Source organism: Enterobacter sp. E20 (assembly GCF_000801755.2).
GTDB lineage: Bacteria > Pseudomonadota > Gammaproteobacteria > Enterobacterales > Enterobacteriaceae > Enterobacter > Enterobacter asburiae_B.
Map to the genome: position 1 here is coordinate 3,594,266 of NZ_CP012999.1, position 19,920 is coordinate 3,614,185.

Sequence of the window (19,920 nt, forward strand, 5' to 3'; positions counted from 1 at the left end):
ATGCTCGTCGTCTTAAGTTACTGGTCTTCGCCGTAACCGAGGCTGCGCAGAGCACGCTCATCATCGGCCCAGCCAGATTTCACTTTCACCCACAGTTCGAGGTGAACCGGCGCTTCGAACATCTCCATCATGTCCTTACGGGCTTCGATACCGATGGTTTTGATCTTGGCCCCTTTGTTGCCGATAACCATCTTCTTCTGCCCTTCGCGCTCTACGAGGATCAGGCCGTTGATATCGTAGCCACCGCGCTCGTTGGTCTGGAAACGCTCGATCTCCACCGTTACGGAGTAAGGCAGTTCAGCACCCAGGAAACGCATCAGCTTTTCACGGATGATTTCAGACGCCATAAAGCGCTGAGAGCGATCGGTGATGTAGTCTTCCGGGAAGTGATGAATCGCTTCCGGCAGATGCTTCCGCACGATGCCCGCGATGGTATCAACGTTCAGCCCGGTCTCAGCAGACAGCGGAACGATGTCGAGGAAGTTCATCTGGCTACCGAGCCACTGCAGATGCGGCAGCAGGTCGGCCTTTTCCTGCACGTTATCAACTTTGTTGACCGCGAGGATGACCGGCGTTTTGCCGTCACGCAGCTTGTTCAGCACCATCTCGTCGTCCGGCGTCCAGCGGGTGCCTTCCACAACGAAAATCACCAGCTCTACGTCGCCGATCGAGCTGCTCGCCGCCTTGTTCATCAGGCGGTTGATGGCACGCTTCTCTTCCATGTGCAGGCCGGGGGTATCGACGTAGATCGCCTGATACGCGCCTTCAGTATGGATGCCGACGATGCGGTGACGCGTGGTCTGCGCCTTACGCGAGGTGATTGAAATCTTCTGCCCAAGCAGGTTATTCAGCAGGGTGGATTTGCCAACGTTCGGACGTCCGACGATGGCAATAAATCCGCAATAGGTTTTCTCTTCGCTCATTCCAGCTCCAGCATTTTTAACGCCTGTTCGGCGGCAGCCTGTTCAGCCTTACGACGGCTTGAACCTGTGCCCACCACCGGTTCACTCAGGCCACTGACCTGGCAATGGATGGTAAATTCCTGATCGTGCGCTTCGCCACGCACCTGCACCACCAGATAAGACGGCAGCGGCAGATGACGACCCTGCAGATATTCCTGCAGACGCGTTTTCGGATCTTTTTGTTTATCGCCCGGACTAATTTCGTCCAGACGGGTCTGATACCAGTTCAGGATCAGCTTTTCTACGGTCTGGATATCGCTGTCCAGGAACACACCACCAATTAATGCTTCGACCGTATCGGCAAGAATAGATTCACGACGGAAGCCGCCGCTTTTCAGTTCACCCGGTCCAAGACGCAGACATTCGCCCAGCTCAAATTCGCGAGCGATTTCCGCAAGGGTATTACCCCGAACCAGCGTGGCACGCATGCGGCTCATATCACCCTCGTCCACACGCGGGAAACGATGATAAAGCGCATTCGCAATCACGAAACTTAAAATAGAGTCGCCTAAAAACTCGAGACGCTCATTATGTTTGCTGCTGGCACTGCGGTGGGTTAATGCCTGTTGCAACAACTCCTGATGATGAAAAGTGTAGCCCAGCTTCCGTTGAAGCCGATTAATTACGATGGGGTTCATGCGATACCAATAAATGAATGCGTCAAAAATGCAGCACACGAAACCGACCTGAGAAAACCAACGCGGTTTCGTGTGCCGTGGCACCCTTGCAGGGCCAACCTTAAACTTCGGGGGAATATTCTATACACAACGACAGGGGATGTCGTTAGTTCGAAGAGATTTATCGTGGAAATAATTCACGTAGCCGCTAATTAAAGCGGCTACGCGTTCATTTATTGAGAATTAATGGATTCCGCCGATACGATTCAGGCGTACACCGGTCGGCCATTCGCCTTCCTGCTTCTCAAAACTCATCCAGATGGCTGTGGCTTTGCCGACCAGATTCGCTTCCGGCACAAAGCCCCAGTAACGGCTGTCCGCAGAGTTATCGCGGTTGTCACCCATCATGAAGTAATGTCCTGGCGGTACAATCCAGCTCGCCAGCTGCTGGCCAGGCTGGCGATAGTACATACCCAGCTGATCCTGCGCGATTGGCACGGTGAGGATTCGGTGCGTCACATCGCCCAGCGTCTCTTTGCGCTCAACCAGACGGATGCCGTCCTCCTTGGTTTCACCTTTCGGTACCTGGAAGAACCCGCTGGTCGCTTCGCCACCGTTACGACGGGCAAAGGTCTGCACAAAGTCACTTGGCTCAACGTTTGAGTAAGTGATTGGCAGCGCGTTTTCACAGGCGGTACCGGAGCTGCAGCCAGGCTGAACGGTGACTTCTTTCGCAACCGGATCGTAAGTAACTTTATCACCCGGCAGACCTACCGCGCGCTTGATGTAGTCCAGGCGCGGATCTTCCGGATATTTAAACACCACGATGTCGCCACGTTTCGGATGACCGGTTTCGATCAGCGTTTTCTGGTAGATAGGATCTTTAATGCCGTAGGCAAACTTCTCTACCAGAATAAAATCACCAATCAGCAGCGTTGGCATCATTGAACCTGATGGGATTTGGAACGGCTCGTAAATAAACGAACGTACCACCAGCACAATCGCCAGCACCGGAAATACCGAGGCGCCCGTTTCCAGCCAGCCCGGTTTCGGGCCGACTTTCTTCAGGGTTTTCGCGTCAATCCCATCTCCAGTGGCTGCCTGAGCGGCAGCCTGACGTTCACGACGTTTTGGGGCGAAGATAAACTTATCCAGACACCACAGCAGACCTGTTACCAGGGTAGCAATGACCAGGATCAGGGCAAACATGTTCGCCATGCCAACTCCTTAGGGTTATTTGCCGTCTTTACCAACATGAAGGATGGCAAGGAATGCTTCCTGCGGCAGCTCGACGTTACCGACCTGCTTCATACGCTTCTTACCTTCTTTCTGCTTCTGCAGCAGTTTTTTCTTACGGCTGACGTCACCGCCATAGCACTTCGCCAGAACGTTTTTACGCAGCTGTTTCACGGTTGAACGCGCGATAATGTGGTTGCCAATCGCCGCCTGAATCGCGATATCGAACTGCTGACGCGGGATCAGATCTTTCATCTTCTCAACCAGCTCGCGGCCGCGGTACGGCGCATTGTCGTTGTGGGTGATCAGCGCCAGCGCATCCACGCGCTCGCCGTTAATCAGCACGTCCACACGAACCATGTTGGAGGCCTGGAAGCGTTTGAAGTTGTAATCCAGTGACGCATAGCCACGGGAGGTCGACTTCAGACGGTCGAAGAAGTCGAGTACCACTTCCGCCATCGGGATCTCATAGGTCAGTGCCACCTGGTTACCGTGGTAAACCATGTTGGTCTGCACGCCACGCTTCTCAATACACAGCGTAATGACGTTCCCCAGGAATTCCTGCGGCAGCAGCATGTGACACTCTGCGATAGGCTCACGCAGCTCCTGAATGTTGTTCAGCGGCGGCAGCTTGGACGGGCTATCGACGTAGATCACTTCTTTCGAGGTGGTTTCAACTTCATAGACTACGGTCGGCGCCGTGGTGATCAGATCCAGATCGTATTCACGCTCCAGACGTTCCTGAATGATCTCCATGTGCAGCAGACCGAGGAAGCCACAGCGGAAGCCGAAGCCCAGCGCCGTTGAACTTTCTGGCTCGTAGAACAGGGAAGCATCGTTCAGGCTCAGTTTACCGAGCGCGTCACGGAAGTTTTCGTAGTCGTCAGAGCTGACCGGGAACAGACCCGCGTAAACCTGCGGTTTCACCTTTTTAAAGCCTGGCAGCGCTTTATCTGCCGGGTTACGTGCACCGGTCAGGGTATCGCCCACCGGCGCGCCGAGGATGTCTTTAATGGCGCAGACCAGCCAGCCTACCTCGCCGCATCTCAGCTCGGTACGGTCAACCTGTTTTGGCGTAAAGATGCCCAGACGGTCTGCGTTGTAGACCTGTCCGGTACTCATTACCTTAATTTTGTCGCCTTTACGCATGGTGCCGTTTTTAATGCGCACCAACGAGACAACGCCCAGGTAGTTATCGAACCAGGAGTCGATAATCAGCGCCTGCAGCGGGCCATCCGGATCGCCTTCCGGGGCCGGAATGTCACGTACCAGGCGTTCCAGCACGTCGGTCACGCCCACACCGGTTTTCGCGGAGCAGCGCACGGCATCGGTCGCGTCAATGCCGACAATATCTTCAATCTCTTCCGCTACGCGTTCAGGGTCGGCGGCTGGCAGGTCGATCTTGTTCAGAACCGGCACAACTTCGAGATCCATTTCCATCGCGGTGTAGCAGTTTGCCAGGGTCTGGGCTTCAACGCCCTGCCCGGCATCCACCACCAGCAGCGCGCCTTCACAGGCCGCGAGCGAGCGTGAAACCTCATAGGAGAAGTCAACGTGGCCTGGGGTATCGATAAAGTTCAGTTGATAGGTTTCACCATCAGCCGCTTTGTAATCAAGCGTAACGCTCTGCGCTTTGATGGTGATACCGCGTTCGCGTTCCAGGTCCATGGAGTCCAGAACCTGGGCTTCCATTTCACGATCAGACAGGCCACCGCAAATCTGGATAATACGGTCAGACAGCGTCGACTTACCGTGGTCAATGTGAGCAATGATCGAAAAGTTACGTATGTTCTTCATATAGTTAAATAATTATGCCTTACGAATTCCTGGAGGCCGCTGTTCTTAGCCTGACGTTTTTCAGTGCGAAAACGCAGCATTCTACACTACATCCTCGCTACCTGGAAATGCACTTAGAAGCAGGTATAGCGTGAAGAAAGGCCGTTTTCTGTTTTAGGGTGTAAAAAATGATAAAGCCCGATGGATCACCGGGCCTCAGAAGAGAGCGTTTCAACACGAAGCTGGTCTGGTGCCAGCCCAACGCTGAGAATGACAGGCTGCCACTCCTCGCGCGCGGCGAGCGTCGGAGAGAGACCTTTGGCAAGCCAGAATCCCCCCACGCCACCCAATGCGGCACCGCACATAGCGGCCACATCGGTACCAAACAGCATCTGAAACAGGCCGCCCATGATAAACAGGCCGACCAGCGGAGAGAGATACACCAGCATAGCGGAGCTGAGCAGGCTGCCTTCCGCGATGCCCAGTTCCACCTTCTGCCCCGCCATCAGCGGCTGCTCACTTGGCACAGAAATCGTGTGCGATGTTTGTGGCCCAAGCTTATTCAACACGCGGCTGCCGCAGCCGGCGCGGGATGCGCAGCTATTACATGAGGCTTTAACATCGCAGCTCACCAGCGCAATGCCGTTTTGCCAGGAGACAACCGTCGCCCACTCTTTGATCATTGTGCAGCCCTGAATTTAATGCTGTCGGAGATGCGCTTCGCCGTCTGCGGAGGGAGTTCTCCCACAATGGTGATCTCTGCGTTATCGCGTACCGTTGTACTCACCGTACGGCGCCCGGTACGCAGCATTTGTTCAGCGCTGTTTGCCGTTGCGCGATTAATATTCACCGAGAAGCTGAACAAACCATCCGAATAGAGGCGCGATTCTACCGGCGTTTCAATCGTTGGCAGCTGACGACGGCTGCTGGACACTTCGCTAAACCCTTGCGGGATCCAGGCAGGTACCCAGTTGAAATTAACGGAATCCCCGGCAGGAACAGAAAGCAGCGGTGGCAGGCTGGCCTTAGCCAGATTCTGCATGCTGTTGCCAACCTGATTGTTCACGCTGAAGGAGATAACCCGGAACTGTTCCAGCGTTTCACCGTCACGGTCGAGCAGGTCAACACGCATGGGGAGTTTGGTTTCGGCATCAATCCAGACGATATAGCTGTAGCGCGTTCCGTCCCGGGCAACAACGCGAATTACCTCGCACAGTCTGTCCGCGATGCGGGTACGCCCTACCGAAATAAAATCGTAGTAAGGGGCAAGCCGTTTGAAGTCGGTGTAAATGAGTGACGGCAGGGAATCAACGATATAGTCGCCATTCAGCGTGAAAGGCTCCAGGCCTGGCTCGAAATAGCTGATTTCATTACCACGCTGGACCACTTCCCGACGCGGGCCATCCATCTGTAAAAGCTGGGCGAGCGGCTGCTTATCAAGACGGGCATGACGATAGCGTAACGACTCGACGCCCTGCTTATTGATGCTGATAAATGCCAACTCATAATTGAGTGACTGGCTGGCCAGATTCATTTGCTGCAACAACGCCCCGGATGAAACATCAGCCGAGGCGTTGGCAGAGAAGAACAGGCTACCCGCCATCAGAGACATGGCGAACCAAAGTTGCTTCATTACTGCGATTGCGTTCCTAAAGTTTGGTTTCCGGGCACCTGCACAGCAGCTTGCTGTGTCTGCGCCTGCTCAAACTGAAGCTGTTCGGAGTGCAGACGACGCTGCAACTCGTAATCCTGCAACATCGCATTAATGCGACGGCGCTGCTCCTGAACCTGCTGTTGCTGACCGCCGCTGGCGGATGCATCAGCCGGTACGCCCAGGCTTACCGGGCTGGCTTTGCCCATCATCGGCAGTGTGTTAAACACTGGCGCTTCTGGCTGCTGATTAGTTTCAGACTGAGTATTATAGTGCTGGACGCCAACAATAACTGCAAGCGATACGCATGCAGCCACACCCATTTGGGTAAGCTGGCTGGCCCACGGACGCACCTTTTGCCAGAACGGCATTTTCTGCCACTGGTGAGGCGCGGGTTGAGCTTCAGGAATCAGCGGAGTGGTCTGATGAACAGGCTCATTCTCGATCGCCGCCATGACGCGGGCTGAGATATCGAAATGGAGAACCTCGCCGGTGTCACCGCGAAGGGTGTCACGGATGAGATGGTAACTCTCCCAGGTCTCTTGCATTTCGGGTGAATGAGACAGCTCGTTGAGCAGCTCGCTATCCACCGTTTCACCATCCATTAAAGCGGAAAGTTTTTCTTTCTGCATGCCTAATACCTTTTCCAGTATCCCGCTATCGTCAACGCCTGATAAGCGGTTGAACTTTATTATCAATAGCTTCTCGCGCACGGAAAATTCGTGAACGTACCGTGCCGACCGGACAATCCATGATAGCGGCTATCTCTTCATAGCTCAGACCATCCAGCTCCCGTAACGTAATTGCCATACGTAAATCTTCCGGGAGCGACTCGATCGTGCGAAAAACGATTTGTCTCAGTTCTTCTGACAACATTAAGTTCTCAGGGTTCGAAATTTCTTTCAATGCGCCGCCACTTTCGAAGTTTTCGGCGTCGATTGCGTCCACATCACTTGAAGGCGGACGACGGCCCTGAGCGACCAGATAATTCTTTGCCGTATTGACCGCAATACGGTACAGCCAGGTATAAAAAGCACTATCTCCCCGGAAAGAATCCAGCGCGCGATAGGCCTTAATAAAAGACTCTTGCACCACATCAGGCACATCGCCTGACGGTACATAGCGGGAAACCAGGCTCGCCACCTTATGCTGGTAGCGGACCACCAGTAGGTTAAAGGCTTTCTGATCTCCCTTCTGGACCCGTTCAACCAGGACCTGGTCCGTTAACTGCTCGCTCATCCGAGGTAATGTCTCCCCAAACCTAAATTCCACGCGTTATCGAAACGCCACTCTAAAAATACCGCACTTTGAGCAAGCACCATTTAGAGTGTCTGATCTTCAATAAGTTCCGTAACGCCTTTGTTTTTGTTCATCGCGCCGCAGACCGTTTATTTTCTCTCATTATAAGTCTGTTCACGATACGCACCACTTTATGACAAGAAACATCTTTTTCCCGCCAGAAGAGTAACGCAACACAGGCTTTATTTCACCACAAAATCTGACGCTAACGATCTGCTTCGCAAAATAATTTCACTCATTTACCCTCCGTTTACCTCCGCTTACGCGTTTAGCCATTGCGACAGCCTCTAAAAAAATACGTGCGATATATCGCATTCAGGTGCTATTCTGACCCAACACTGTTTAGTAAATTAAACAACAATCATGAACACAACACCTGAACTCCATTGTGATGTACTGATCATCGGCAGCGGCGCTGCCGGTCTCTCTCTGGCGCTGCGCCTGGCCGAGCATCAAAACGTTATCGTTCTGAGTAAAGGACCGATAAGTGAAGGTTCCACGTTTTATGCCCAGGGCGGCATTGCCGCCGTGTTTGATGAGACAGACAGCATTGCGTCTCACGTCGAAGATACGCTCATTGCCGGGGCCGGGATCGTGGATGCACACGCCGCAGAGTTTGTCGCCAGCAATGCCCGTCACTGCGTTCAGTGGCTCATCGACCAGGGCGTCTTGTTCGATACTCAGGTTCAACCCAACGGTGAAGAGAGCTACCACCTGACTCGCGAAGGCGGCCATAGCCACCGCCGCATCCTGCACGCAGCGGATGCCACCGGAAAAGAAGTGGAAACCACGCTGGTCAGTAAAGCGCTGAACCATCCTAATATTCGGGTTCTCGAGCGAAGCAATGCCGTTGACCTGATTATCTCTGACAAGATTGGCCTGCCCGGCACGCGTCGCGTGGTGGGCGCCTGGGTCTGGAACCGAAATAAAGAGAAGGTGGAGACCTGCCGGGCGAAGGCAGTGGTGCTGGCTACGGGCGGTGCCTCCAAGGTGTATCAGTACACCACGAACCCTGACATTGCCTCCGGAGACGGAATCGCTATGGCCTGGCGCGCTGGCTGCCGGGTGGCGAACCTCGAGTTTAATCAGTTTCACCCAACAGCCCTGTTCCATCCCCAGGCGCGCAACTTCCTGCTGACGGAAGCCCTGCGCGGTGAAGGCGCGTATCTGAAACGCCCTGATGGCTCCCGCTTTATGCCCGACTTTGACGCCCGGGGTGAACTGGCCCCACGTGACATCGTTGCCCGCGCCATCGATCATGAAATGAAGCGCCTTGGCGTAGACTGCATGTATCTCGATATCAGCCATAAGCCAGCAGAGTTCATTCGCCAGCATTTCCCGATGATTTATGAAAAGCTGCTCAATCTTGGCATTGATTTAACACGCGACCCGGTGCCCATCGTGCCAGCGGCCCACTATACCTGCGGTGGCGTAATGGTTGACGATCATGGACGTACTGACGTAGACGGTCTGTATGCTATCGGTGAGGTCAGCTATACCGGACTTCACGGCGCGAACCGTATGGCCTCTAACTCGCTGCTTGAGTGTCTGGTGTACGGCTGGTCGGCGGCGGAAGACATCACGAAGCGCATGCCTTACGCCCGCGAGACAGAGCACCTGCCAGCCTGGGATGAAAGCCGCGTGGATAATCCGGACGAGCTGGTTGTGATCCAGCACAACTGGCATGAGCTACGGCTGTTTATGTGGGACTACGTAGGGATTGTGCGCACCACGAAACGCCTGGAACGCGCCTTGCGCCGCATCACCATGCTGCAGCAGGAAATTGATGAGTATTATGCTAATTTCCGCGTATCCAATAATCTGCTGGAGCTGCGTAATCTGGTGCAGGTTGCCGAGCTGATTGTTCGCTGCGCGATGATGCGTAAAGAGAGCCGTGGGCTGCACTATACCCTGGACTACCCGGCTCAGCTTGCTGAATCCGGCCCGTCGATACTCGCCCCGCAGGTTTACATAAACAGATAAAATGCCTGGGTCAGAGCCGTGTAATCTTCGGAATAACGCTGGTCTGGCCCACGGATCACCATCCGGTCATTAAAGCATTCACCCTCTTTTGGCGAGAGCGCCAGCAGCACGCGGTGCGGCAGTCGTCCTTCCGTATCCGAAATATCGGTACGCAGACGTAACGTCCAGCCGATCTCCTGCGCGATACCGATGAACGTGTTGCCGGTACTCTCTGGCAGGACCACACAGAAAAAACCCTCTTCAGAGATGAGTTCTGCCGCACTGGTGAGCAGCGCTTTATGATCGAGGGAGCCGGTATAACGCGCCTGTTCACGCTCGGGTGTCCCGCACTCAACGCCAGGTTCATAGTAGGGAGGGTTGCTGACAATCAGATCGTAACGCGCGGTTTGTTCAGGCGCCCAGGCGAGCACGTCTGCGCATTCCACCTTCATTCGGGCTGCCCAGGGGGATTCGGCCATATTGTCACTCGCCTGCTCTGCGGCCTGCGCGTCCAGTTCGACGGCATCAATGATGACATGTTCTTCCGTACGCTGCGCCAGCATCAGCGCCACCAGCCCGCTGCCGGTACCGATATCAAGAATACGCTTAACACCTGCGACAGGCGCCCACGCTCCCAGTAAAATACCGTCTGTACCGACCTTCATGGCACAGCGATCGTGCGCGACAAAAAATTGTTTAAACGTAAAACCATCGCGGCGCAGCTGCGCTTTGAGTTGAGACATGTCAGGGCAACCTTCTAAGTGAAACTGGAGTAGCATAGGGGAAAGCGAAGTGGCCGAAAAGCGATATCCATACAAACAGATGAAGATTACAGCCGTAACGTCTATAATCAGCGCCCCACACAGAGGTAGAACATGACTGTAACGACTTTTTCCGAACTTGAACTCGATGAAAGCCTGCTCAATGCACTTGAGAGCAAAGGCTTTACACGCCCGACCGCCATTCAGGCAGCGGCCATTCCGCCTGCGCTTGAGGGCCGCGATGTGCTCGGTTCTGCGCCAACCGGCACGGGGAAGACAGCAGCCTATTTGCTGCCTGTGTTGCAGCATCTGCTCGACTTTCCGCGTAAAAAATCTGGCCCGCCGCGTATTTTGATCCTGACGCCTACGCGCGAACTGGCAATGCAGGTTGCCGATCACGCGCGTGAACTTGCGGCAAATACTCATCTGGATATCGCCACCATCACCGGCGGCGTTGCGTACATGAACCACGCCGAAGTGTTCAGCGAAAACCAGGACATCGTCGTTGCGACGACGGGCCGCCTGCTGCAGTACATTAAAGAAGAGAACTTCGACTGCCGCGCGGTTGAAACGCTGATCCTCGACGAAGCCGACCGCATGCTGGACATGGGCTTCGCACAGGATATCGAGCACATTGCAGGGGAAACGCGCTGGCGTAACCAGACGATGCTGTTCTCTGCCACCCTCGAAGGGGAAGCGATCAAAGACTTCGCAGAGCGTCTGCTGGAAGATCCGGTGGAAGTCTCGGCGACGCCGTCCACCCGTGAGCGTAAGAAGATCCACCAGTGGTACTACCGCGCGGATAACCTTGAGCACAAGGTCGAATTGCTGAAACACCTGCTGAAGCAGGAAGATGCTCTGCGCACCATCGTGTTTGTGCGTAAGCGCGAGCGCGTGCACGAGCTGGCTGAGATGCTGCGTAACGCCGGGATCAACAACTGCTATCTTGAAGGCGAGATGGCGCAGATCAAGCGTACCGAAGGGATTAAGCGTCTGACCGATGGTCGCGTTAACGTGCTGGTTGCGACTGACGTTGCCGCACGCGGGATCGACATCCCGGACGTCAGCCACGTCATTAACTTCGATATGCCGCGCAGCGGAGATACCTACCTGCACCGCATTGGCCGTACCGGCCGCGCGGGCCGCAAAGGGATTGCGATTTCACTGGTCGAAGCGCATGACTACCTGCTGCTGCAGAAAATTGGCCGCTATGTTGATGAGCCGCTGAAAGCGCGCGTTATTGACGAACTCCGCCCGACCACGCGTGCGCCGAGTGAAAAGATGACGGGTAAACCGTCCAAGAAAGCGCTCGCAAAACGTGCTGAGAGAAAAGAGAAAGAAAAAGAGAAACCGCGCGTGAAGCAGCGCCACCGCGATACCAAAAACATTGGTAAGCGCCGTAAGCCAAGCTCTGCCGCACCAGAGACGAAAACTGAAGAGTAAAAAAAGCCGGGGAAATCCCCGGCTTTTTTATTCCCCCCTGCTGAAGCCGTTACAGGCTTTCAGTAAAGGTACGGGCGATAACGTCGCGCTGCTGTTCTGGAGTCAGTGAGTTAAAGCGAACCGCATAGCCGGACACGCGGATAGTCAGCTGTGGGTATTTTTCTGGATGCTCAACGGCATCCATCAGCGTTTCGCGGCGCAGCACGTTAACGTTCAGGTGCTGGCCCCCTTCCACGCGCACTTCCGGCTGCACTTCCATAGGAACTTCACGGTATTCGATTTCGCCCAATTTGTTTACCGGTACGATTTCATCTTCAGCAAAACCCGCTTTCGCAACGACGCAGCGCGCTTCGTTCTTCTCGCTGTCCAGCAGCCAGAAAGAATTGAGCAGATCGTCATTTGCAGCTTTAGTAATCTGGATACCTGTAATCATGTGTTGCCTCCCTTAGGCTACAGTAACTCGTGTCGGCCTCTCGCGGCCAATTGGTAAAACCATTGTTTCTTGTGTGTATATATAACATTCACACCCCGGCGATTTATTGATTTAAATCAACAAAAACACCAACCACATAAAGAGTGTGGTTTGAATTTATTGTTTTAGATCAATTTAACAACCTTACCAATTCAACTTACCCTGTATCTTTTCAAAATAAATTTAGCCACTTGGCACGTATTTCAGCGCGTAATTTTGCTCACCGGGGTGAAACAGGTAAGCTAGTCAGAGATTGAGATTCGCAGGAGAGCGAGATGACGACACCTTTAACCTGGCATGACGTGCTGGCAGAAGAAAAGCAGCAGCCTTATTTTATCAATACGCTCAGCACCGTTGCCGCTGAGCGTCAGTCCGGACAGACGATTTACCCGCCGCAGAAAGACGTGTTTAACGCCTTTCGCTACACCGAACTGAGCGATGTGAAAGTGGTCATTCTGGGCCAGGATCCCTATCATGGCCCCGGGCAGGCGCATGGGCTGGCGTTTTCCGTTCGTCCGGGCGTGGCTATCCCCCCTTCTCTGCTCAACATGTATAAAGAGCTTGAAGCAACCGTGCCCGGTTTTACCCGGCCAAACCACGGTTACCTGGAAAGCTGGGCGCGCCAGGGCGTGCTGTTGCTGAATACGGTGCTTACCGTACGGGCGGGTCAGGCGCACTCGCACGCCAGTCTGGGCTGGGAGACGTTTACCGATAAAGTCATCAGCCTTATCAACGAGCATCGTGAAGGGGTGGTGTTTTTACTCTGGGGTTCTCACGCGCAGAAGAAAGGGGCGATTATCGATCGTCAGCGTCATCACGTGCTCAAGGCACCGCACCCGTCACCGCTGTCTGCACATCGCGGTTTCTTTGGCAGTAATCATTTTGTTCTGGCGAATGAATGGCTGGAAAAACGTGGCGAAAAGCCGATTGACTGGATGCCTGTATTACCGGCAGAGAGCGAGTAGTTTGAGTTTGTATGCCCGGCTCACCGGGCATACAAAAAGCATAATGGCTTATGCCTTGTTCTGACGCCACCATTCGGCCAGCAGTACGCCGGTCGCAACGGATACGTTCAGACTTTCCACATTGCCTGTTCCGTCGATAGAGACGCTCAGATCCGCACTGGAGAGCGCCGCGTCAGACAGACCATCACGTTCCTGACCTAATACCAGCACCATTTTGCGCGGCAACGTCGCTTTAAACAGCGGCGTACCGGCATGGCTTGAGGTGGTCACGATGGAATAACCCGCTTTACGGAACTGCTCGAGTGCGTCCAGAACGCTGTCGCCGGTGATCGGCTGTACGTGCTCGGCTCCGCCTTCCGCAGTACGGATCGCGGCACCGGATTCCAGCAGCGCGGCATCCTGCAACAGCACGCCTTTCACGCCAAAGTGCGCGCAGCTACGCATCATTGCGCCCAGGTTGTGCGGGTTGCCCACATCTTCCAGGGCCAGCACGCAGTCATCGGCATCCGCCTGGCTGACCCACTGCTGCACGGTCGTGCCGTTACGCTTTTTGATCAGGAAGCAGACGCCGCCGTGGTGTTCAGTGCCGGACGCTTTGGTCAGCTCGGCATCATCAACCACGTGGTAGGCTTTACGGTTCGCGGCCATCCAGCGCAGCGCTTCTTTGAAGCGCGGGGTCACGCTCTGGATAAACCAGGCGCGGACGATACACTCAGGACGGCTCAGGAACAGCGCCTGGCAGGCGTTCTCGCCATACACGCGGGTCTCTTCCGCACGCTGACGGCGCAGCACTTCCGGGTCGATAAAGCTTTTACCGCTGATACCGCCGTGATCGGCTTTTTCCGGCGTCTCATCGCCAGGGGCGCGAGAAACGGTGCGCCAAGGTGAGGCGTTATCACGTGAGAAGTCATCACGCGGACGATCGTCGCGTGGACGGTCACTGCGTGGGCGGTCGGAACGCGGACGGTCATCGCGTTTGCGATCGTCACGTTTGCGGTCATCACCGCGGTTATTTCTGTCATCGCGGGCGGGGCGACGGCCACCGTCTGCACGAGAAGACGCCGGACGCCCGCCACCTTTTCCGGTACGCGGATTTTGGGTGCGTTTATCAGAGTCATCATCACTGCGGACATACATCACTTTGACCTTGCCGCTTTTGTTTTTCATTTCGTCGTTCATGCTTTTCTCCACCAGCGCTGCGCGAAGCGCGCAGATTACCCGATGTGCCAGCGCATAGCCATAATTTCGTACAAAAGCCTGTGACTATTGTTCTCATTGAATAAAACGCATTGTTGTTTCAAACAGGCTCATTGATAATATGTAACATATTAGAAACATTATCGGCGTTGTGCCGCTGTCCCATGGCTCTATCAGAGGTTAGTTATGAATACCGTATGTGCCAACTGTCAGGCTCTTAATCGCATTCCGGACGATCGGATGGAAGATGGTGCGAAATGCGGACGTTGTGGCCATGAATTATTTGATGGCGATGTCATTAACGCGACGGGTGCTACGCTGGACAAACTCCTCAAGGACGATCTTCCTGTCGTGATCGATTTCTGGGCGCCATGGTGCGGCCCTTGCCGTAGCTTCGCGCCGATTTTCGAAGATGTGGCCGAAGAGCGCAGCGGAAAAATGCGGTTCGTTAAGGTCAATACCGAAGCCGAACCCGAACTGAGCGCACGTTTTCGTATTCGCAGCATCCCGACCATTATGATTTTCAAAAATGGCGAAGTGATCGATATGCTCAACGGTGCGGTTCCAAAAGCACCTTTTGAAAGCTGGTTAAACGAGTCGCTGTAACATTCACGGGGCACGTCTTGTGCCCCGCTCCCGCCTCTGCGAAAATAGCGTTTTTCCTGCATTTCGCCCATGACTGATAACGCCGTTCTTAAATTACGCGCCGAACGCCTTGCGCGCGCCACCCGACCGTTCCTCGCACGAGGCAACCGTATTCGCCGCTGTCAGCGCTGCCTGCTGCCGCTGAAGGTTTGTCTGTGCGAGACGCTGGCACCGAGTACGGCACAGAGCCGTTTTTGTCTGGTCATGTTCGATACCGAGCCGATGAAACCCAGCAATACGGGGCGTCTTATCGCCGATATTCTGCCGGATACCGCCGCGTTTCAGTGGTCCCGTACAGAGCCGCCTCAGGCCCTGCTCGATTTAGTGGCCAGCCCCGACTACCAGCCGATGGTCGTCTTCCCCGCGTCATATGCAGGTGTGGATCGCCAGGTGCTTTCAGCGCCGCCATCCGGTAAACCACCGCTGTTTATCATGCTGGACGGTACCTGGACCGAAGCGCGAAAAATGTTTCGCAAAAGCCCGTATCTCGACGCGCTGCCGGTGATTTCTGTCGATCTTTCCCGCGTCTCCGCCTACCGCCTGCGTGAAGCGCATGCTGACGGGCAATACTGCACCGCCGAAGTGGCGATTGCGCTTCTGGATTTAGCGGGAGATACCGCTGCGGCTGGTGCCCTGGGCAACCATTTCTCATGCTTCCGGGAGCGCTATCTGGCGGGAAAAACCGTTCATAAGGGCAGCGTCACAGCGCCCGAGCCAGAAAGCGTTTAAAATCATCAGGTCGCTTGCATTCACAGGAGGCCTGCATGAGCCAGCGAGGGTTAGAAGCGCTACTTCGTCCTAAATCCATTGCCGTTATCGGCGCATCAATGAAACCGGATCGTGCTGGCTATCTGATGATGCGCAATCTGCTGGCCGGGGGATTTAACGGCCCCGTCATGCCCGTCACGCCGTCTTATAAGGCCGTTCAGGGGGTACTTGCATGGCCTGATGTACAAAGCTTGCCTTTCGTGCCGGATCTTGCCGTACTCTGTACAAACGCGAAGCGCAACCCGGAACTGCTGGAATCACTCGGCAAGAAAGGGTGTAAAACCTGCATTATTCTTTCGTCTCCGCCTGAACAGAAAGCCGAGCTTCTGGCCTGCGCCAGCCGCTATCAAATGCGCATTCTTGGGCCAAACAGTCTGGGCCTGCTCGCCCCCTGGCAGGGGCTGAATGCCAGTTTCTCCCCGGTCCCGATCCGCAAAGGCAAACTGGCGTTTATCTCGCAGTCGGCTGCGGTATCGAACACCATCCTCGACTGGGCGCAGCAGCGTGAAATGGGATTCTCCTACTTCATTGCCCTGGGCGACAGCCTGGATATCGACGTTGATGAGCTGCTGGATTTTCTGGCGCGTGACGGCAAAACCAGCGCGATCCTGCTTTATCTTGAGCACCTCAGCGACGCGCGTCGTTTTGTCTCGGCTGCGCGAAGCGCTTCGCGTAATAAGCCGATCCTGGTGATCAAAAGCGGACGCAGCCCTGCGGCACAGCATCTGCTGCATTCTCATTCCGGCATGGATCCCGCCTGGGACGCCGCCATTCAGCGCGCGGGGTTGCTGCGGGTACAGGATACGCACGAGCTTTTTTCCGCCGTTGAGACGTTAAGCCATATGCGCCCGTTGCGCGGTGAGAAGCTAATGATTGTCAGTAACGGTGCGGCCCCTGCCGCGCTCGCGCTGGACGAGCTGTGGCGGCGCTTCGGCAAGCTGGCAACGCTGAGTGAAGAGACGCTGCAGCGCCTGAAAGAAGCGCTTCCGACCAGCGTGACGCCCGGCAATCCGCTTGATTTGCGCGATGACGCCAGCAGCGACCGCTACATCAGAGCGATCTCCATTTTGCTGGATAGCCAGGATTTCGACGCGCTGATGATTATCCACTCCCCCAGCGCGGTCGCGCCGGGCAGCGAAAGCGCGCGCGCGCTCATTGACGCCGTGCGCAACCATCCGCGAGGTAAATACGTTACCCTGCTCACCAACTGGTGCGGTGAGTTTTCCTCTCAGGAGGCGCGGCGCTTGTTCAGCGAGGCCGGGCTGCCAACCTACCGCACGCCGGAAGGCACCATCACCGCGTTTATGCATATGGTGGAATATCGCCGCAACCAGAAACAGCTGCGTGAAACGCCGGCTTTGCCGGGGAATCTGACGGCGAACACCGTCGACGTTCACCGGCTGTTGCAGCAGGCCATTGAAGAAGGCGCGACCTCGCTTGATACGCATGAGGTCCAGCCCATTCTGGGCAGCTACGGGATGCAAACCCTGCCGACCTGGATCGCCAGCGACAGCGCTGAGGCCGTGCATATTGCCGAACAGATTGGCTATCCGGTGGCCCTGAAGCTGCGTTCCCCGGATATCCCGCATAAGTCTGATGTTCAAGGGGTTATGTTATACCTGCGTACGGCGACTGAGGTGCAGCAGGCAGCTGATGCCATTTTTGATCGGGTCAAAATGGCCTGGCCGCAGGCAAGGATCCACGGATTGCTGGTGCAAAGCATGGCAAACCGCGCAGGGGCTCAGGAATTACGGGTGGTGGTCGAACACGATCCCGTCTTCGGCCCGCTCATCATGCTGGGAGAGGGTGGCGTTGAGTGGCGTCCGGAGGAGCAGGCCGTGGTGGCGTTACCGCCGCTGAACATGAACCTGGCGCGTTATCTGATCATCCAGGCGATTAAAAGTAAAAAGATCCGTGGCCGGAGTGCGCTGCGCCCGCTTGATATAGCCGGGTTAAGTCAGTTCCTGGTGCAGGTGTCTAACCTGATTGTGGATTGTGCCGAAATCCAGCGGCTGGACATTCATCCGCTGCTCGCCTCGGGCAATGAGTTTACGGCGCTGGACGTGACCCTGGATATCGCGCCATTCGAAGGAGACAGAGAGAGCCGTCTGGCGATCCGCCCGTATCCCCTGCAGCTGGAAGAGTGGGTTGAGATGAAGAATGGAGAACGCGCCTTGTTCCGCCCTATTCTGCCGGAAGATGAGCCCCAGCTGCGGGCCTTTATCTCTCAGGTCACGAAAGAGGATCTTTATTATCGCTATTTTAGCGAAATCAACGAATTTACCCACGATGATTTAGCCAATATGACCCAGATCGACTACGATCGAGAAATGGCGTTTGTTGCCGTTCGTCGCTCCGATAAGGGGGATGAGATCCTCGGCGTCACGCGTGCTATTTCTGACCCGGATAACGTCGATGCGGAGTTTGCGGTGCTGGTGCGCTCCGATCTTAAAGGCCTGGGTCTGGGCAGACGGCTGCTGGAAAAACTTATCAGTTATACGCGAGATCACGGATTGTTACGCCTCAATGGCATTACTATGCCTAACAATCGCGGTATGGTGACCCTGGCGCGAAAACTTGGGTTTGACGTTGATATTCAGCTGGACGAAGGTATTGTGGCCTTGTCCCTCAGTCTGACATCAGCAGACAAACGCGAGTAAGCTACTGGAAATGTTACCCACTTTGGACGGGACTGGTGGTATCATTGTCCGCTTATGTTGTTTGCATGGTACAGACAACCCTTCAATGAACAGAGAAGAAACGCACTGTGATGTTGTCAAAATTTAAGCGTAATAAACATCAACAACACCTTGCTCAACTACCGAAGATTTCTCAGTCAGTTGATGATGTAGAGTTCTTTTACGCTCCCGCTCATTTTCGGGAGACGCTTCTGGAAAAGATTGCCAGCGCCACGCGACGCATTTGCATTGTAGCGCTCTATCTTGAACAGGATGAAGGCGGGCGCGCGATCCTGAACGCGCTCTATGAAGCCAAACGTCAGCGTCCGGAACTTGATGTTCGCGTGCTGGTAGACTGGCATCGCGCTCAGCGTGGCCGTATTGGCGCTGCCGCCTCAAACACCAATGCTGACTGGTATTGCCGCACGGCGCAGGAAAATCCTGGCGTTGATGTGCCTGTTTATGGCGTCCCGGTTAATACCCGTGAAGCGCTCGGCGTCCTTCATTTCAAGGGATTCATCATTGATGACAGCGTGCTTTACAGCGGCGCAAGTCTGAATGATGTTTACCTTCATCAGCTCGATAAATATCGCTACGACCGCTATCATCTGATCCGTAATCCGCAGATGGCCGATATCATGTTTAACTGGGTTGATAAAAATCTGGTCCATGGCCGCGGTGTTAATCGCCTTGACGATCCTGAGCGTCCTAAAAGCCCGGAAATCAAAAACGATGTTCGCGCCTTCCGCCAGGAGCTGCGTGATGCGGTCTATCATTTCCAGGGTGATGCGAACAACGAAGAGTTATCCGTTACCCCGCTGGTAGGGCTCGGTAAATCAAGCCTGCTGAACAAAACGATATTCCATCTGATGCCGTGCGCGGAGCAGAAACTCACCATCTGTACGCCGTACTTCAACCTTCCTGCCGTGCTGGTGCGTAATATCATTCAGCTGCTGCGCGACGGTAAAAAAGTGGAAATCATCGTTGGTGATAAAACCGCAAACGACTTTTTCATTCCTGAAGATCAGCCGTTCAAAATCATCGGTGCGCTGCCTTATCTCTATGAGATCAACCTGCGCCGTTTCCTGAGCCGTTTACAGTATTACGTAAACACTGACCAGCTGGTTGTGCGTCTCTGGAAAGATGAGGACAACACTTACCATCTGAAAGGAATGTGGGTCGACGATGAGTGGATGCTGCTGACCGGTAATAACCTGAACCCACGCGCGTGGCGACTGGATCTGGAAAACGCTATCCTAATCCATGACCCGCAGCACGAGTTAGCCGCAAAACGTGAACGTGAGCTGGAGCTGATTCGCACGCATACCACTGTGGTTAATCATTACCGCGAACTGCAGAGCATTGCCGATTATCCGGTAAAAGTCCGCAAGCTTATCCGCCGCTTACGTCGTATCCGTATCGACCGACTTATCAGCCGTATTCTGTAATGTCCAGGCCCTGCCACCCGCAGGGCTTTTTTATGGAGCC

Annotated in this window: 19 protein-coding genes; 7 read left to right on the top strand and 12 right to left on the bottom strand. The window is 54.8% G+C overall.

The window, feature by feature from the left end:
- Nucleotides 1-17: 17 nt before the first annotated feature.
- The 9 genes from era to rseD all read right to left on the bottom strand — a co-directional run bounded on the left by era (nucleotide 18) and on the right by rseD (nucleotide 7,564).
- Nucleotides 18-923 (bottom strand): GTPase Era, encoded by a 906-nt coding sequence (gene era, locus NI40_RS16685; RefSeq protein WP_006176722.1) that lies wholly within the window; start codon nucleotides 921-923, stop codon nucleotides 18-20.
- Nucleotides 920-1,600 carry a ribonuclease III gene (rnc, locus tag NI40_RS16690; RefSeq protein WP_003860711.1) on the bottom strand — a complete coding sequence of 227 codons (681 nt, stop codon included), beginning with the start codon at nucleotides 1,598-1,600 and terminating at the stop codon, nucleotides 920-922. Before rnc ends, era begins: the two co-directional genes overlap by 4 nt.
- Nucleotides 1,601-1,822: 222 nt before the next feature.
- Nucleotides 1,823-2,797, bottom strand: a complete 975-nt coding sequence (lepB, locus tag NI40_RS16695; protein ID WP_023308848.1) for a signal peptidase I — start codon at nucleotides 2,795-2,797, stop codon at nucleotides 1,823-1,825.
- 15 nt (nucleotides 2,798-2,812) lie between these two features.
- On the bottom strand, nucleotides 2,813-4,612 hold the full coding sequence (lepA, locus tag NI40_RS16700) for a translation elongation factor 4 (RefSeq protein ID WP_032659499.1): 1,800 nt from the start codon (nucleotides 4,610-4,612) through the stop codon (nucleotides 2,813-2,815).
- 185 nt (nucleotides 4,613-4,797) lie between these two features.
- Nucleotides 4,798-5,274 carry a SoxR-reducing system protein RseC gene (gene rseC, locus NI40_RS16705; RefSeq protein WP_023308850.1) on the bottom strand — a complete coding sequence of 159 codons (477 nt, stop codon included), beginning with the start codon at nucleotides 5,272-5,274 and terminating at the stop codon, nucleotides 4,798-4,800.
- Entirely contained in the window at nucleotides 5,271-6,224 is a 954-nt protein-coding gene (gene rseB, locus NI40_RS16710; RefSeq protein ID WP_033146239.1) for a sigma-E factor regulatory protein RseB, read from the bottom strand. Before rseB ends, rseC begins: the two co-directional genes overlap by 4 nt.
- A complete protein-coding gene (rseA, locus tag NI40_RS16715) occupies nucleotides 6,224-6,874 on the bottom strand; it encodes an anti-sigma-E factor RseA (RefSeq protein WP_008502186.1) in 651 nt (216 codons plus the stop codon). The genes rseB and rseA overlap by 1 nt, the downstream gene beginning before the upstream one ends.
- 31 nt (nucleotides 6,875-6,905) lie before the next feature.
- Nucleotides 6,906-7,481 carry an RNA polymerase sigma factor RpoE gene (gene rpoE / locus NI40_RS16720; RefSeq protein ID WP_006176728.1) on the bottom strand — a complete coding sequence of 192 codons (576 nt, stop codon included), beginning with the start codon at nucleotides 7,479-7,481 and terminating at the stop codon, nucleotides 6,906-6,908.
- A complete protein-coding gene (rseD, locus tag NI40_RS24520; RefSeq protein WP_223862639.1) occupies nucleotides 7,478-7,564 on the bottom strand; it encodes a rpoE leader peptide RseD in 87 nt (28 codons plus the stop codon). The genes rpoE and rseD overlap by 4 nt, the downstream gene beginning before the upstream one ends.
- A gap of 340 nt (nucleotides 7,565-7,904) precedes the next feature.
- Between rseD and nadB the strand changes: the two genes are divergently transcribed.
- Entirely contained in the window at nucleotides 7,905-9,524 is a 1,620-nt protein-coding gene (nadB, locus tag NI40_RS16725; RefSeq protein WP_039263762.1) for an L-aspartate oxidase, read from the top strand.
- Here nadB and trmN read toward each other — a convergent pair.
- Nucleotides 9,509-10,246: a tRNA(1)(Val) (adenine(37)-N(6))-methyltransferase TrmN gene (gene trmN, locus NI40_RS16730; RefSeq protein WP_023308853.1), complete on the bottom strand. Its 738-nt coding sequence runs from the start codon at nucleotides 10,244-10,246 to the stop codon at nucleotides 9,509-9,511. The genes nadB and trmN overlap by 16 nt on opposite strands.
- Before the next feature lie 132 nt (nucleotides 10,247-10,378).
- On the opposite strand from trmN, the gene srmB reads away from it, so the two are divergent.
- On the top strand, nucleotides 10,379-11,707 hold the full coding sequence (gene srmB, locus NI40_RS16735; protein ID WP_023308854.1) for an ATP-dependent RNA helicase SrmB: 1,329 nt from the start codon (nucleotides 10,379-10,381) through the stop codon (nucleotides 11,705-11,707).
- A gap of 49 nt (nucleotides 11,708-11,756) precedes the next feature.
- Here srmB and grcA read toward each other — a convergent pair whose 3' ends face one another.
- Nucleotides 11,757-12,140, bottom strand: a complete 384-nt coding sequence (gene grcA / locus NI40_RS16740) for an autonomous glycyl radical cofactor GrcA (RefSeq protein WP_029741127.1) — start codon at nucleotides 12,138-12,140, stop codon at nucleotides 11,757-11,759.
- 314 nt (nucleotides 12,141-12,454) lie between these two features.
- On the opposite strand from grcA, the gene ung reads away from it, so the two are divergent.
- Entirely contained in the window at nucleotides 12,455-13,144 is a 690-nt protein-coding gene (gene ung, locus NI40_RS16745; RefSeq protein ID WP_023308856.1) for a uracil-DNA glycosylase, read from the top strand.
- A gap of 48 nt (nucleotides 13,145-13,192) precedes the next feature.
- On the opposite strand, the gene NI40_RS16750 is transcribed toward ung, so the two are convergent.
- The gene (locus tag NI40_RS16750) at nucleotides 13,193-14,323 is read right to left on the bottom strand and encodes a tRNA/rRNA methyltransferase (protein WP_029741125.1); all 1,131 of its coding nucleotides are present in this window, start codon (nucleotides 14,321-14,323) and stop codon (nucleotides 13,193-13,195) included.
- A 204-nt stretch (nucleotides 14,324-14,527) separates the two neighbouring features.
- Between NI40_RS16750 and trxC the strand changes: the two genes are divergently transcribed.
- The 4 genes from trxC (at nucleotide 14,528) to pssA (ending at nucleotide 19,880) form a co-directional block, all read left to right on the top strand.
- Nucleotides 14,528-14,947, top strand: coding sequence for a thioredoxin TrxC (trxC, locus tag NI40_RS16755; protein WP_023308858.1), 420 nt, complete (start codon nucleotides 14,528-14,530; stop codon nucleotides 14,945-14,947).
- Nucleotides 14,948-15,016: 69 nt separating this feature from the next.
- Nucleotides 15,017-15,715, top strand: coding sequence for a tRNA-uridine aminocarboxypropyltransferase (locus NI40_RS16760; protein ID WP_039263763.1), 699 nt, complete (start codon nucleotides 15,017-15,019; stop codon nucleotides 15,713-15,715).
- 35 nt (nucleotides 15,716-15,750) lie between these two features.
- Complete coding sequence (locus NI40_RS16765) at nucleotides 15,751-18,414, top strand: bifunctional acetate--CoA ligase family protein/GNAT family N-acetyltransferase (protein ID WP_039263764.1); 2,664 nt, start codon at nucleotides 15,751-15,753, stop codon at nucleotides 18,412-18,414.
- Nucleotides 18,415-18,524: 110 nt separating this feature from the next.
- Nucleotides 18,525-19,880 carry a CDP-diacylglycerol--serine O-phosphatidyltransferase gene (pssA, locus tag NI40_RS16770; protein ID WP_023333068.1) on the top strand — a complete coding sequence of 452 codons (1,356 nt, stop codon included), beginning with the start codon at nucleotides 18,525-18,527 and terminating at the stop codon, nucleotides 19,878-19,880.
- Nucleotides 19,881-19,920 lie beyond the last annotated feature (40 nt).

Coding starts and splice junctions, on each gene's coding strand:
- srmB (WP_023308854.1), top strand. CDS start 10,379: ATGACTGTAACGACTTTTTCCGAACTTGAACTCGATGAAAGCCTGCTC.
- NI40_RS16765 (WP_039263764.1), top strand. CDS start 15,751: ATGAGCCAGCGAGGGTTAGAAGCGCTACTTCGTCCTAAATCCATTGCC.
- pssA (WP_023333068.1), top strand. CDS start 18,525: ATGTTGTCAAAATTTAAGCGTAATAAACATCAACAACACCTTGCTCAA.
- grcA (WP_029741127.1), bottom strand. CDS start 12,140: ATGATTACAGGTATCCAGATTACTAAAGCTGCAAATGACGATCTGCTC.
- trxC (WP_023308858.1), top strand. CDS start 14,528: ATGAATACCGTATGTGCCAACTGTCAGGCTCTTAATCGCATTCCGGAC.
- rseB (WP_033146239.1), bottom strand. CDS start 6,224: ATGAAGCAACTTTGGTTCGCCATGTCTCTGATGGCGGGTAGCCTGTTC.
- ung (WP_023308856.1), top strand. CDS start 12,455: ATGACGACACCTTTAACCTGGCATGACGTGCTGGCAGAAGAAAAGCAG.
- rseA (WP_008502186.1), bottom strand. CDS start 6,874: ATGCAGAAAGAAAAACTTTCCGCTTTAATGGATGGTGAAACGGTGGAT.
- NI40_RS16750 (WP_029741125.1), bottom strand. CDS start 14,323: ATGAACGACGAAATGAAAAACAAAAGCGGCAAGGTCAAAGTGATGTAT.
- lepA (WP_032659499.1), bottom strand. CDS start 4,612: ATGAAGAACATACGTAACTTTTCGATCATTGCTCACATTGACCACGGT.
- lepB (WP_023308848.1), bottom strand. CDS start 2,797: ATGGCGAACATGTTTGCCCTGATCCTGGTCATTGCTACCCTGGTAACA.
- era (WP_006176722.1), bottom strand. CDS start 923: ATGAGCGAAGAGAAAACCTATTGCGGATTTATTGCCATCGTCGGACGT.
- rpoE (WP_006176728.1), bottom strand. CDS start 7,481: ATGAGCGAGCAGTTAACGGACCAGGTCCTGGTTGAACGGGTCCAGAAG.
- rseD (WP_223862639.1), bottom strand. CDS start 7,564: ATGGTGCTTGCTCAAAGTGCGGTATTTTTAGAGTGGCGTTTCGATAAC.
- trmN (WP_023308853.1), bottom strand. CDS start 10,246: ATGTCTCAACTCAAAGCGCAGCTGCGCCGCGATGGTTTTACGTTTAAA.
- nadB (WP_039263762.1), top strand. CDS start 7,905: ATGAACACAACACCTGAACTCCATTGTGATGTACTGATCATCGGCAGC.
- rnc (WP_003860711.1), bottom strand. CDS start 1,600: ATGAACCCCATCGTAATTAATCGGCTTCAACGGAAGCTGGGCTACACT.
- NI40_RS16760 (WP_039263763.1), top strand. CDS start 15,017: ATGACTGATAACGCCGTTCTTAAATTACGCGCCGAACGCCTTGCGCGC.
- rseC (WP_023308850.1), bottom strand. CDS start 5,274: ATGATCAAAGAGTGGGCGACGGTTGTCTCCTGGCAAAACGGCATTGCG.